The sequence below is a fragment of the Neorhizobium sp. USDA 3394 genome, assembly GCF_056280385.1.
In genome coordinates this window covers 3,721,308-3,733,557 of the sequence record NZ_JBWCDU010000001.1, presented here as the reverse complement: position 1 = coordinate 3,733,557, position 12,250 = coordinate 3,721,308, and the positions used below count along the sequence as shown (strand labels likewise).

Sequence of the window (12,250 nt, the reverse complement as noted above, 5' to 3'; positions counted from 1 at the left end):
CCTCAATTCCCGGGGGTTGCCTCAGGGGAGCATCAACGCCGCTTTTCGAAAAAAGGATACGCCTCATGAAGGCCACTCGTTTCACCCAATTGGCAACCCTTGCTCTCCTGGCGACGCTCGGCGGCGCAGCAACGGCAAACGCCCAGTCGAAGACGCTCACCATCTCGTGGTGGGGCTACAACGGCGAGAAGATGACCGCCAACATCATAGATCCGTTCAAGAAGATCTGCGGCTGCGACATCGTTTTCGAAACCGGCAACAACGCCGACCGCCTCAACAAGCTGAAGCTGCGTGACGGCAAGGGCGTCGATGTCATCTACCTGACCGACAGCTTCTCGCAGCTCGGCATCGAGCAGGGTCTGTTCCAGCCGGTCGATCCGGCGAAGATCCCGAACCTCTCCGAGATCTACGAGCTCGGCCGTGCGCCGCAGGGCAAATACGGCCCGGCCTATACGATCGGCCGCATTGGCCTCGTGTACGACTCGGCCAAGGTCAACCCGCCGATCACCTCCTGGAGCGATCTGTGGCGGCCGGACCTGAAGGGCTCGGTTTCGCTTCCGGGCATCACCACCACGGCCGGCCCGATGGTCGTGGTGCAGGCCGGCAAACATGCCGGTGTCGATCCCTATACCGGCACCGACAAGGCGTTCGAAGCCGTCGAAGCCCTGAAGCCGAACGTGGTCAAGAACTACAATACCGGTTCCGAACTGGTGAACCTGATCTCGACCGGCGAAGTGCGCGTCGCAATCGGCCAGGATTTCACGCTCGCCTCCATGCAGGCCGCGGTGAAGACCATGACCTGGGCGAAGCTCAAGGACGGCGATATCGCCACGCTGAACACCGTCAACATCCCGAAGGGTTCGACCAACGTCGAACTGGCTCACCAGTTCATCAACTTCATCCTGTCGAAGGACGTGCAGCAGAAGGAAGCCGAGCAGGGCGTCGATGCGCCGATCTCCACCAAGGTCGTGCTCACCCCGGACCAGGCGAAGATCTGGACCTACGGAGCCGATCAGGTTTCGAGCCTGAGCCGCATCGATTACGCCAAGATGAACGCCGCCAAGACCGACTGGATCGACCGCTGGAACGAGGTTTTCGGCAAGTAATTTTGATGCCGCATGAACCGGCGGCATGGTTGAATTGAGAACGGAGCGCCGCTATCAACGCGGCGCTCCTGCTTTGAAAGAGTACGAGATGAACAAGCTTGCCAGATGGGGTTTGACGATGCCGGCGACGATCGCCGTCGTCCTGCTTCTGGTCATTCCCGTCGTGCTGACGATCGCCACCACATTCGGCGAAGCGGCCGGTCCGTTTTCCACCTATACGGCCTTCTTCAAGAGCGGCTTCCGCATGGCCGTCCTCTACCGAACCCTTCAGGTCGCCCTGATCACCACGGGCATAGCGCTGGTGGTCGGCTTCATCACCGCTTACGTCATCGCCCAGATGCCGGGACGCCTGAAGAGCATCATGATCGTCGCGGCGGTCTTTCCCCTGCTGACCGGCGTCGTTGTCCGCTCCTTCGCCTGGCTGATCATCCTCGGCAAGAACGGCATCATCAACAATGTCCTGATGTCGGTCGGGTTGATCGGCGAGCCCCTGTCGATGCTCTATACCCAAGGTTCGGTCATCGTTGCGATGGTCTATCTGTTCGTACCGCTGATGATCCTGACTCTGGTCGGCGTGCTCGAGGGAATTCCGCGCGACCTCATCGAGGCGGCCACCTCGCTCGGCGCCCGACCGATCCCGACTTTCCTCCAGGTCATCCTGCCGCTTGCAGCTCCCGGCCTCATCGTCGGCGCGGTGCTGGTTTTCACCGGCAGCTTCACCTCCTATGCGACGCCGCAGCTTCTCGGCGGCGAAAAGCAGATGATGATGGGCACCTTCCTTTACCAGCGCGCCATGGTGACCTTCGATTGGGTCGGCGCGTCTACGATCGCCGCGATCATGGTGGTCATAACCATCGGCGTCGTGCTCATCATGAGCCGCATGGCACGCCGGCTTAACCCGATGGCAGTCTGATGGCGACGCGCATTCACCCCATTCTCGGCGCTTTCGCCATTCTCGTCTTCTTCTTCCTGCTCGCGCCGCTGGTCATCATCGTCGGCTCCGCCCTCAGCGACACGACATTCCTGACCTTTCCGCCGCAGGGGCTGACGTTGCGCTGGTTCGCCAACATCTTCCAGATGGAGGCCTTCCGGCGCACGGCGATCACCAGCCTGCAGGTGGCGCTTCTCGGCACCGGCCTGTCGTTGCTGATCGGCATTCCGGCGGCCTACGCGCTGAACCGCTACCGGGTCGAGTTGCCCCGCTGGCTATCGACGCTGTTCGTGCTGCCGATCCTGGTGCCGGAAATCGTCTTCGGTTTCGCGCTCCTGAAATCGATCACCATAGGCCTCGGCCTGCCGGTCTTCATCAGTCTCGTCGTCGGACATGCGCTGCTGATCCTGCCCTATTCGGTGCGCGTCGTCGGCGCCAGCCTCGCCTCCTTCGATTTCTCCATCGAGGAAGCGGCGCGGAGCCTCGGTTGTCCGCCGCTCAAAACCTTCATGACCGTGGTGCTGCCGAATATCCGCGCCGGCGTCATCGCCGCCTTTATCCTGGCCTTCATCACCTCAATCAACGACGTGTCGATCTCGGTCTTCCTGACCGGCCCCGGCATCTCGACGCTGCCGATCCAGATTCTCGCGCATATGGAGCAGTTCTTCGACCCGACCATTGCTTCCGTGTCCGTGCTTCTGATGCTGGTGACCGTCGGCGTCATGGCGATCGTCGAAGCGACGCTCGGCCTCACATTCCTCACCAAGTAGGCTCCCGTGACCGTATCTCTGACTATCGAAAACCTTGTCGCCCATTACGGAACCACTCAGGTTCTGAAAGACCTGTCGATTTCCGTCGCGGCGGGCGAACTCGTGTCGCTGCTCGGCTCCAGCGGCTGCGGCAAGACGACGACGCTGCGTCTGGTGGCGGGCTTCCTGCAGCCGACCAGCGGCCGGATCAGGCTCGGCGACCGCGATCTGACGACGTTGCCGGCCCATGCCCGCGATATCGGTCTCGTCTTCCAGAATTATGCGCTGTTCCCGCATCTGACCGTGCTCGACAATGTCGCCTTCGGCCTGAAGCAGCGTGGCCTCGCCAAACCGGACCGAGCAAAGCGCGCGATGGCGATGCTGGAACGCGTTGGCCTTGCGCCACTCGCCGACCGCCTGCCGGCAGCGCTTTCCGGCGGCCAGAAACAGCGCGTCGCGCTTGCCCGGGCTCTCGTCATCGAGCCGCCGCTGCTGATGTTCGACGAGCCTCTCTCCAACCTCGATGCGAAGCTCAGGATCGACATGCGCGTCGAAATCCGCCAGCTCCAGCGCGCCAATGGCACCACGTCGCTCTACGTCACCCACGATCAGGAAGAAGCATTTTCGATCTCCGACCGCGTCGCGATCATGAATGCCGGCCGCATCCTGCAGCTCGATACGCCGGAAGTGCTCTACCAGAAGCCGGCGAATGCTTTCGTCGCCCGCTTCGTCGGCTTCGAGAACCTGATCCGCATGAAGGTCGTCGAGCGCCAGGCGGCCATCGTCACGGCCGAGGCCGCCGGCGGCACGCGGCTTCATCTCTCCCAGGATCTGTTCGGCCCGATCAAGGACGATTTCATCCTGGCCTGCCGCGCCGAGGGGCTTGTCGTTCGCCGCGAGGGCGAAGGCATCCCGGCGGTGCTTGGGACGCGCACCTATCTCGGCCGCGCCTATCAGTACAAATGCGAAACGGCCGCGGGCGAAATCACTGCCAACGGCCCGCTTTCCGACCCGTTGGACGCCGGCACCCGGGCGGTGCTCATGCCGCAGCCGGAGCAGTGCTGCATCCTCGATCCGGAAAACTGAACCCGAAATAGAATACGAACGGGGCCGTTTGCCGGGGGCGTTGACGCAAGTCAAACCCCCGAAGCGGTCCGTATGTCAGCACATCATGGTCACAATCCTTCAACCGGCAGCGTAGTTGCGCTGTGAGGCTAAAGACCATGAATCACGTCTCAGAAACACTCTGGCTGGCGATCGGCACCTTCCTGGCGTTGCTCGCGGCCGCCTACGCCCACGACAGCCTGTTTGCGGCCCACATGTGGGTCCTGTTCTTCGTGCTGCTGATCAGCACGGTCGTTTTGATGCGCAGGATTTCCTTCGCGCCGCAGGCGCCCGCGACAAGCCCGCCATCCAAATCCGAATATTTCGACGAGGTCGTCAAATACGGCACTGTCGCCACGGTCTTCTGGGGCGTCGTCGGTTTCCTGGTCGGTGTCGTCGTCGCCCTCCAGCTTGCCTTTCCGGACCTCAACATCGAGCCCTGGTTCAATTTCGGCCGCCTGCGGCCGCTCCATACCTCGGCTGTCGTCTTCGCCTTCGGCGGCAATGCGCTGATCGCCACGTCCTTCTATGTGGTCCAGCGCACCTGTCGGGCCCGCCTTTTCGGCGGCAATCTGGCCTGGTTCGTATTCTGGGGTTACCAGCTTTTCATCGTCATGGCGGCGACCGGCTATCTGCTCGGCATCACGCAAGGGCGCGAATATGCCGAGCCGGAATGGTATGTGGACCTTTTCCTGACCGTCGTCTGGGTCGCCTATCTCGCCGTTTTCCTCGGCACGATCCTGAAGCGCAAGGAGCCGCACATCTATGTGGCAAACTGGTTCTATCTCGCCTTCATCGTGACCATCGCCATGCTGCACGTGGTGAACAACCTGGCGTTGCCGGTCTCCTTCCTCGGCGTGAAGAGCTATTCGGCCTTCGCGGGCGTCCAGGATGCGTTGACCCAGTGGTGGTACGGGCACAACGCGGTCGGTTTCTTCCTGACCGCCGGCTTCCTGGGCATGATGTATTATTTCGTGCCGAAGCAGGTCAATCGTCCGGTCTATTCCTACCGGCTGTCGATCATTCACTTCTGGGCGCTGATCTTCCTCTATATCTGGGCCGGCCCGCACCATCTGCACTATACGGCGCTGCCCGACTGGGCCCAGACGCTCGGCATGGTCTTCTCGATCATGCTCTGGATGCCCTCCTGGGGCGGCATGATCAACGGCCTGATGACGCTCTCGGGCGCCTGGGACAAGATCCGCACCGATCCGATCGTCCGCATGATGATCATCGCCATCGCCTTCTATGGCATGTCGACCTTCGAAGGTCCGATGATGTCGATCAAGGCCGTCAATTCGCTCAGCCATTATACGGACTGGACGATCGGCCACGTGCATTCCGGTGCGCTCGGCTGGGTCGGCATGATCACCTTCGGTGCCGTCTATTATATGACGCCCAAGCTCTGGAACCGCGAGCGCCTCTACAGTCTCGACCTGGTCAACTGGCACTTCTGGCTCGCCACCCTCGGCATCGTCGTCTACGCCGCCGTCATGTGGGTCGCCGGCGTCCAGCAGGGCCTGATGTGGCGCGAATACGACAACCAGGGCTTCCTGGTCTATTCCTTCGCCGAAACCGTCGCGGCCATGTTCCCTTACTACCTGCTGCGTGCGGTGGGCGGCGCCATGTACCTCGCCGGCGGGCTCATCATGGCCTTCAACGTCACCATGACCATCCTCGGTTATCAACGGCAGGAGCGGGTTCGGGGTGGTGCTTCCCCCGCTGCTCTCCAGCCGGCCGAATAAGGAGGGATATCCATGTCCATTCTCGACAAACATCACTACATCGAACGCAACGCGACCCTGCTCCTGGTCGGCTCGCTGCTCGTCGTCTCGATCGGCGGCATCGTGGAAATCGCCCCGCTCTTCTATCTCGAAAACACCATCGAGAAGGTGGAAGGCATGCGGCCCTATTCGCCGCTCGAGCTTGCCGGGCGTGACATCTACATCCGCGAAGGCTGTTATGTCTGCCATAGCCAGATGATCCGCCCCTTCCGCGACGAGGTGGAGCGCTACGGTCACTACAGCCTTGCGGCCGAATCCATGTACGACCATCCGTTCCAGTGGGGGTCGAAGCGCACAGGCCCCGATCTCGCCCGTGTCGGCGACCGCTATTCGAACGAATGGCACGTCCAGCACCTGGTCGAACCACGCGACGTCGTGCCGGAATCGGTGATGCCGAGCTACGCCTTCCTCAAGGAGACGCCGCTCAAGATCACCGACGTTTCCATGGGGCTGAAGGCGAACCGCGCCGTCGGCGTCCCCTATTCGGACGAAATGGTAGCGAGCGCCAAGGCGGATCTTTCGGCCCAGGCCGATCCGAACGCCGACACGTCCGGCCTGCTCGCTCGCTATCCCAAGGCCAAGGTCGGCGATTTCGACGGCAATGCCCAGAGCCTTACGGAGATGGATGCGCTGGTCGCCTATCTGCAGATGCTCGGCACGCTGGTCGATTTCTCGACTTATGACGATGCCGCCGGTTACCGCTGAAGGAACAAGCTCATGGAATTCTATACGGCCATGCGCCACTTCGCCGATAGCTGGGGTCTGCTTGCCATGGCCCTCTTCTTCCTCGGCGTTCTCGTCTTCACCTTGCGCCCCGGCGCGAAAGCCTCTGCAGACGAGGCCGCCCGGATCCCTCTGAAGGAGGATTGAACATGGCGGAAAAACACATCGACGAATTGAGCGGCATCGAAACCACCGGCCACGAATGGGACGGCATCCGCGAACTCAACAACCCTTTGCCGCGCTGGTGGCTCTGGACGTTCTACGCCTGCATCCTGTGGTCGGTCGCCTACGCGATCGCCTATCCGTCCATCCCGCTCCTGACCGATGCGACGAAAGGCCTGCTCGGATATTCGAGCCGCGCCGAGCTTGCGGCGGATCTCGATGGTGCCAAGATCGCCCAAGGCGGCATCCTGGAGAAGATCTCCAGTTCGTCGCTGGAAGAGATCGTCGCCGACCCCCAGCTCAACCAGTTTGCAACGGCCGGCGGAGCGGCTGCCTTCCGCGTCAACTGCACCCCGTGCCACGGCACGGGCGGCGCCGGCGGGCAGGGCTATCCCAATCTCAACGACAACGACTGGTTGTGGGGCGGTGATGTCAACGCCCTTTACCAGACGATCGCCCATGGCATCCGAGATCCCGCCGACAGCGAAACCCGCATTTCGGAAATGCCGGCGTTCACGGATATCCTGAAGCCGGACGAAGTGCGCCAGGTCGCCGCCTATGTGGTAAGCCTCACCGGAACCCCGCGCGATCCAGCGATGGTCGAGTCTGGAAAACTGCTGTTCGCCGACAACTGTGTCTCGTGTCATGGCGAGAAGGCCGAGGGCAACCGCGACCTTGGCGGGCCGAGCCTTGCCGACGCGATCTGGCTGAAGGCGCGCGGCGAGGCGGAGATCGCCAAGCAGATACAGTCCCCGAAACACGGCGTCATGCCGGCTTGGGGAGCCCGGCTCGGAGACGTCGCCGTCAAGCAGTTGGCCGTCTACATTCATTCGCTCGGCGGTGGGGAATAAGAAAACCGCAATCCATTCGATCTGACGACCGGCCGCCTGCGTGTCATCAGCAGGCGGCCGTTTTGTCACACGGCTCGGTTGACTTGTGTCAAGGAGTGACTGTCGCCGAGATGAGAAAACAGGGACCAAAGGAACTGGTCCCATGAATCTCTATACGTCTCCCGCGCTTGGCCCCAGCGACGCCTCCGTTGAGCGCATCGATGTCCAGCCCGTGCATTCGCCGAGCAAGCCGCTTTACGAGAAACGCAAGAAGATATTTCCAAAACGGGCCGAAGGGCGTTTCCGCCGCTTCAAATGGCTGGTGATGCTGATCACCCTCGGCATCTATTACCTCACTCCCTGGATCCGTTGGGACCGAGGTCCCTTTGCGCCCGATCAGGCGGTGCTGGTCGATCTCGCAAGCCGCCGTTTCTATTTCTTCTTCATCGAAATCTGGCCGCAGGAATTCTTCTACGTCGCCGGGCTTCTGGTCATGGCCGGTTTCGGCCTTTTCCTGGTGACCTCGGCCGTCGGCCGCGCCTGGTGCGGTTACACCTGTCCGCAGACGGTTTGGGTCGATCTCTTCCTTGTCGTCGAGCGCTTCTTCGAGGGCGACCGCAATGCCCGCATCAAGCTCGACGCCGCGCCCTGGAGCTTGGACAAGCTCTGGAAGCGCGTCGCCAAACACGCCACATGGCTGGCCATCGCTGTGGCGACCGGCGGTGCCTGGATCTTCTATTTTGCCGACGCGCCCTCGCTCGCCTTCGATTTCGTCACCGGTCAGGCGGCTCTCGTCGCCTATTCGACCGTTGCCATCCTGACGGCCACCACTTACGTGTTCGGCGGACTGCTGCGCGAACAGGTCTGCATCTACATGTGCCCCTGGCCGCGCATCCAGGCAGCCATGCTGGACGAGAGCTCGCTGGTCGTCACCTATAACGACTGGCGCGGGGAACCGCGCAGCCGCCATGCGAAGAAGGCGGCGGCGGCCGGACAGCCCGTCGGCGATTGCGTCGATTGCAACGCTTGCGTGGCGGTCTGTCCCATGGGCATCGACATCCGCGAAGGCCAGCAGATGGCCTGCATCACCTGCGCGCTCTGCATCGATGCCTGTGACGGCGTGATGGACAAGATCGGCAAGCCGCGCGGCCTGATCGCCTACGCAACGCTCGACGAATACGACGCCAACATGGCGCTCGCCACGAGCGGCGGCACGACGGCGATCGACCCGGCCGGGGTGCGCAACCCGGACGGTTCCTTCATCGACAAGGTTCGCCACTTCGACTGGAGAGTGATCTTCAGGCTCCGCACGCTGATCTATTTCGGCGTCTGGTCGGCGGTCGGCCTTGGCCTCGTCTTCTCGCTCCTGTCGCGCGACCGGCTGGAGGTCAACGTGCTCCACGATCGCAACCCGCAATTCGTGCTGGAATCGGACGGTTCCATCCGCAACGGCTACACGATCCGGCTGCTCAACATGATCCCGGAGCCGCGCACGATCATGGTCTCGATGGAAGGCCTGCCCGAAGCGACGATGAAGATCTCCGGCGTCACGGACGTTCCGGGCCGCCTCTTCGCCGTGCAGGTGGAGCCCGACAAGACGCTTGCCTTGAAGGTCTTCGTGACCCTGCCCAAGGATGCCGTTTCCTCCGAGGCCGTCGATTTCCACTTCGTCGCCGAGGACCGGCCGAGCCACGAAAAAGACAGCTATTCAGCCGTCTTCAACACCCCGGGAGCCAGAAAATGAGCCCGACGAAAATGAACGCGATCCCTGCAAAATCCTTCGTCTTCACCGGCTGGCACATGGTCGGCGTGCTGGTGCTCTTTTTCGGCACCATCATCTCGGTCAATTTCTACATGGCCTATAATGCGGTCACCAGCTGGAGCGGGCTGGTGGCGGAAAACACCTATGTCGCCAGCCAGCAGTTCAACGGCAAGGCGGCCGAGGCGCGGACGCTGACGGCCACGGGCGTCACCGGGCGCATAACCGTTACCGGTTCCGAGGTGCGTTACGAGGTCTTCCACCTGAAAGACGGGCCGGTCACGGCTGATATGCTGACGCTGAAGTTCAAACGGCCGGTCGGGGAACATCAGGATTTCGAACTCGACCTTGTTCCGGTCGCCAAGGGGGTCTTCACCGCCACCCATGAGATCCTGCCCGGCCATTGGATCGTCGATGCGAGCGCCACACGGAACGGCAAGCGCATCCTGCATCAGGCCGAACGCATTTCGGTCTCGGGGAGGGCGCAATGAGCTGCTGCGCACCCGGAACGGAAGGCCGTCTGGACCACCCGCTTCCGTCCTCCGAGGAGCTGACGCTGTCCAGCCGGGCGATTTCGCCAGGGCTGCGTCAGACTGATCTCAGCGTTCCGCAGGTCCATTGCGGCACCTGCATCTCGACGATCGAAAAAGCGTTGAATGCGCTGCCCTCGGTGGAGCGGGCACGGGTCAATCTGTCTACCAAACGCGTTTCGATCGTCTGGCGGGAAAAGACCGGAGATGTCGACACAGACCCGGTCGAACTGGTCAGGGCGATCATCGACGCCACCGGCTATGATGCGCATCTTTTCTCCAATGCCGAGGAGGTCGGCGAAAAGTTGCAGCGCGACCTGATCCGCGCGGTCGCCCTCTGCGGTTTTGCGGCGGCCAACATCATGCTGCTTTCGGTTTCCGTATGGTCGGGCGCCGATGCCTCGACACGCGACATGTTCCATTGGATTTCGGCACTGATCGCCGCGCCGGCGCTGATCTATGGCGGCCGCTTCTTCTATCAGTCGGCCTGGAATGCGCTGAGCCGCGGCCGCACCAACATGGACGTGCCGATCGCGCTCGCCATCACGCTCTCCTATGCGGTGTCGCTTTGGGAAACCATGCATCACGGTGAACATGCCTGGTTCGATGCGACCGTCTCGCTTCTGTTCTTCCTGCTGATCGGCCGCACGCTGGACCATATCATGCGCGACCGCGCCCGCGCCGCGATCAGCGGCCTTGCGCGCCTGTCGCCCCGCGGTGCCACGGTCGTCAGTGCGGACGGCTCGCGCGAATACCGCCCCGTGGACGAGATCCAGCCGGGCGACCGCGTGGCGATCGCCGCAGGCGAGCGGGTGCCGGTCGATGGGCTCGTCGAGAGCGGCGCAAGCGACATCGACGTCTCGATCGTCAACGGTGAAAGCGCCCCGCGGCCGGTTCGCGCCGGGGACATGATACAGGCAGGAACGCTCAACCTGACCGGTTCACTGGTGCTGAAGGCGGCGGCTGCGGCGAAGGATTCCTTCCTGTCGGAAGTCATTTCGCTGATGGAGGCGGCAGAGGGTGGACGGGCGCGCTATCGCCGGATAGCCGATCGCGCAGCGCAATATTATTCTCCGGCCGTCCATTTTCTGGCGCTCGCCGCCTTTCTCTCCTGGGGTTTCATCGGTGGCGACTGGAAACACGCGATGCTGGTGGCCATTGCCGTGCTAATCATCACCTGCCCCTGCGCACTCGGCCTGGCCGTGCCCGTGGTTCAGGTCGTCGCGGCTGGCCGGCTGTTCCGGAACGGCATCATGGTCAAGGACGGCTCGGCCATGGAACGGCTTGGCGAAATCGACACGGTGCTCTTCGACAAGACCGGCACGCTGACCCTCGGCCGGCCCCGGCTGCTGGATGTCGAGCGGTTCGACAGGAAGCAGCTCACCTTGGCCGCCGGCCTCGCCGCCCATTCGCGTCACCCTCTCTCCCAGACGCTCGCGATGGCGGTATCCGGCCCGGTCGCGGTCTTCGACACCGTCACCGAAATCCCGGGCCGGGGCCTCGAAGCGGCAACCCCCGCCGGCGTCTACCGTCTCGGCAACCGGCGCTTCGCTTTGTCTGTCCCAGATGACGGAAGCCCCGGCAATAGCGTGACGGAAACGGTTCTATCGCTCGACGCCAGGGAAATCGCCACCTTCCGATTCGACGATTCACTCCGACCCGGCGCCTTGGCCGCCACGGCATCCCTCGCAGCCGGCGGTTTTGAGACCGGCATCCTGTCGGGCGACCGGCGCCGGGTGGTTGCCGATCTCGCCACCCGCCTCGGCCTCGAACGTTGGCAGGCCGAGCTTTCGCCGAAACACAAGGCGGAATTCTGCACGTCGCTGGCAGCGACCGGCCGCAAGGTGCTGATGGTCGGTGACGGCATCAACGATGCGCCGGCGCTTGCCGCAGCGCATGTTTCGATCGCGCCGGCGACAGCGGCGGATGTCGGCCGCCAGGCCGCCGACTTCGTGTTCATGCGCGACAGCCTCGAAGCAGTGCCGCTGGCGATCGACATATCGCGGCGTGCGGGCCGGCTGATCCGCGAAAATTTCGCGCTCGCCATCGGCTACAATGTCATCGCCGTGCCGATCGCGCTTGCCGGTTACGCGACGCCGCTGATTGCCGCCGTTGCCATGTCCACGTCGTCGATCATCGTTGTCGCCAACGCCCTGAGGCTCAGCGGATCGGAAAGCGCCGACGAGGCCGACGCGGCGGGAAGCCATGGTGAAGCAAAATTTCCGCCTAGTGAGGCCCGCGTCGCATGAACATGCTCATCTACCTCATCCCGATTGCGCTTTTCCTCGGGGGGCTTGGCCTCTTCGCCTTTCTCTGGTCGTTGAAGAGCGGCCAGTACGACGATCTCGAAGGCGCCTCCTGGCGTGTGCTGCGGGACGATCCGCCGGAATGAACCGGTGGCCTCCGACAAGCTTCGGCGCCGAATACGGGCGCCAGACCGCATACCGCGCTCGCTCTCAAAGTCTCAGGAGTGGGCGTCGCCGGCGGTTTTCTTGCCGAGAGCACTGTCGTGAGGCATTCTTTTGGTTGAACTGCCAGCAAACGGCATCTGCGCCGCAAGGACTGCGACCTT

The 12,250-nt window shown here is 62.7% G+C and carries 12 protein-coding genes; all 12 read left to right on the top strand.

What is annotated here, in order from left to right; genetic code table 11:
- Positions 1–65 precede the first annotated feature (65 nt).
- Positions 66–1,106: an ABC transporter substrate-binding protein gene (locus ACZ9EJ_RS18475; RefSeq protein WP_046633439.1), complete on the top strand. Its 1,041-nt coding sequence runs from the start codon at positions 66–68 to the stop codon at positions 1,104–1,106.
- 88 nt (positions 1,107–1,194) lie between these two features.
- Positions 1,195–2,019 (top strand): ABC transporter permease, encoded by an 825-nt coding sequence (locus tag ACZ9EJ_RS18470; RefSeq protein ID WP_046642253.1) that lies wholly within the window; start codon positions 1,195–1,197, stop codon positions 2,017–2,019.
- Positions 2,016–2,807, top strand: a complete 792-nt coding sequence (locus ACZ9EJ_RS18465; protein WP_046633442.1) for an ABC transporter permease — start codon at positions 2,016–2,018, stop codon at positions 2,805–2,807. The genes ACZ9EJ_RS18470 and ACZ9EJ_RS18465 overlap by 4 nt, the downstream gene beginning before the upstream one ends.
- A 6-nt stretch (positions 2,808–2,813) precedes the next feature.
- Positions 2,814–3,872: an ABC transporter ATP-binding protein gene (locus ACZ9EJ_RS18460; protein ID WP_046642252.1), complete on the top strand. Its 1,059-nt coding sequence runs from the start codon at positions 2,814–2,816 to the stop codon at positions 3,870–3,872.
- A gap of 137 nt (positions 3,873–4,009) precedes the next feature.
- Positions 4,010–5,635 (top strand): cytochrome-c oxidase, cbb3-type subunit I, encoded by a 1,626-nt coding sequence (gene ccoN / locus ACZ9EJ_RS18455; protein ID WP_046642251.1) that lies wholly within the window; start codon positions 4,010–4,012, stop codon positions 5,633–5,635.
- Between the two features lie 12 nt (positions 5,636–5,647).
- Positions 5,648–6,379 carry a cytochrome-c oxidase, cbb3-type subunit II gene (gene ccoO / locus ACZ9EJ_RS18450; RefSeq protein WP_037086468.1) on the top strand — a complete coding sequence of 244 codons (732 nt, stop codon included), beginning with the start codon at positions 5,648–5,650 and terminating at the stop codon, positions 6,377–6,379.
- A 12-nt stretch (positions 6,380–6,391) separates the two neighbouring features.
- Positions 6,392–6,544, top strand: a complete 153-nt coding sequence (locus tag ACZ9EJ_RS18445) for a CcoQ/FixQ family Cbb3-type cytochrome c oxidase assembly chaperone (RefSeq protein ID WP_046642250.1) — start codon at positions 6,392–6,394, stop codon at positions 6,542–6,544.
- A 2-nt stretch (positions 6,545–6,546) separates the two neighbouring features.
- The gene (gene ccoP, locus ACZ9EJ_RS18440) at positions 6,547–7,410 is read left to right on the top strand and encodes a cytochrome-c oxidase, cbb3-type subunit III (protein WP_046642249.1); all 864 of its coding nucleotides are present in this window, start codon (positions 6,547–6,549) and stop codon (positions 7,408–7,410) included.
- A gap of 142 nt (positions 7,411–7,552) precedes the next feature.
- Positions 7,553–9,133 carry a cytochrome c oxidase accessory protein CcoG gene (gene ccoG / locus ACZ9EJ_RS18435; protein ID WP_046642248.1) on the top strand — a complete coding sequence of 527 codons (1,581 nt, stop codon included), beginning with the start codon at positions 7,553–7,555 and terminating at the stop codon, positions 9,131–9,133.
- Positions 9,130–9,639: a FixH family protein gene (locus tag ACZ9EJ_RS18430; protein WP_251090362.1), complete on the top strand. Its 510-nt coding sequence runs from the start codon at positions 9,130–9,132 to the stop codon at positions 9,637–9,639. The genes ccoG and ACZ9EJ_RS18430 overlap by 4 nt, the downstream gene beginning before the upstream one ends.
- The gene (locus ACZ9EJ_RS18425) at positions 9,636–11,927 is read left to right on the top strand and encodes a cation-translocating P-type ATPase (protein ID WP_046642247.1); all 2,292 of its coding nucleotides are present in this window, start codon (positions 9,636–9,638) and stop codon (positions 11,925–11,927) included. Before ACZ9EJ_RS18430 ends, ACZ9EJ_RS18425 begins: the two co-directional genes overlap by 4 nt.
- Positions 11,924–12,070, top strand: coding sequence for a cbb3-type cytochrome oxidase assembly protein CcoS (gene ccoS / locus ACZ9EJ_RS18420; RefSeq protein ID WP_046633456.1), 147 nt, complete (start codon positions 11,924–11,926; stop codon positions 12,068–12,070). Before ACZ9EJ_RS18425 ends, ccoS begins: the two co-directional genes overlap by 4 nt.
- Positions 12,071–12,250 lie beyond the last annotated feature (180 nt).

Excerpts from the sequence above, each read along its gene's own strand:
- ACZ9EJ_RS18445 (WP_046642250.1), top strand. The coding sequence starts at position 6,392 with ATGGAATTCTATACGGCCATGCGCCACTTCGCCGATAGCTGGGGTCTG.
- ACZ9EJ_RS18425 (WP_046642247.1), top strand. The coding sequence starts at position 9,636 with ATGAGCTGCTGCGCACCCGGAACGGAAGGCCGTCTGGACCACCCGCTT.
- ccoO (WP_037086468.1), top strand. The coding sequence starts at position 5,648 with ATGTCCATTCTCGACAAACATCACTACATCGAACGCAACGCGACCCTG.
- ACZ9EJ_RS18430 (WP_251090362.1), top strand. The coding sequence starts at position 9,130 with ATGAGCCCGACGAAAATGAACGCGATCCCTGCAAAATCCTTCGTCTTC.
- ccoS (WP_046633456.1), top strand. The coding sequence starts at position 11,924 with ATGAACATGCTCATCTACCTCATCCCGATTGCGCTTTTCCTCGGGGGG.
- ACZ9EJ_RS18470 (WP_046642253.1), top strand. The coding sequence starts at position 1,195 with ATGAACAAGCTTGCCAGATGGGGTTTGACGATGCCGGCGACGATCGCC.
- ccoN (WP_046642251.1), top strand. The coding sequence starts at position 4,010 with ATGAATCACGTCTCAGAAACACTCTGGCTGGCGATCGGCACCTTCCTG.
- ACZ9EJ_RS18475 (WP_046633439.1), top strand. The coding sequence starts at position 66 with ATGAAGGCCACTCGTTTCACCCAATTGGCAACCCTTGCTCTCCTGGCG.
- ccoP (WP_046642249.1), top strand. The coding sequence starts at position 6,547 with ATGGCGGAAAAACACATCGACGAATTGAGCGGCATCGAAACCACCGGC.
- ccoG (WP_046642248.1), top strand. The coding sequence starts at position 7,553 with ATGAATCTCTATACGTCTCCCGCGCTTGGCCCCAGCGACGCCTCCGTT.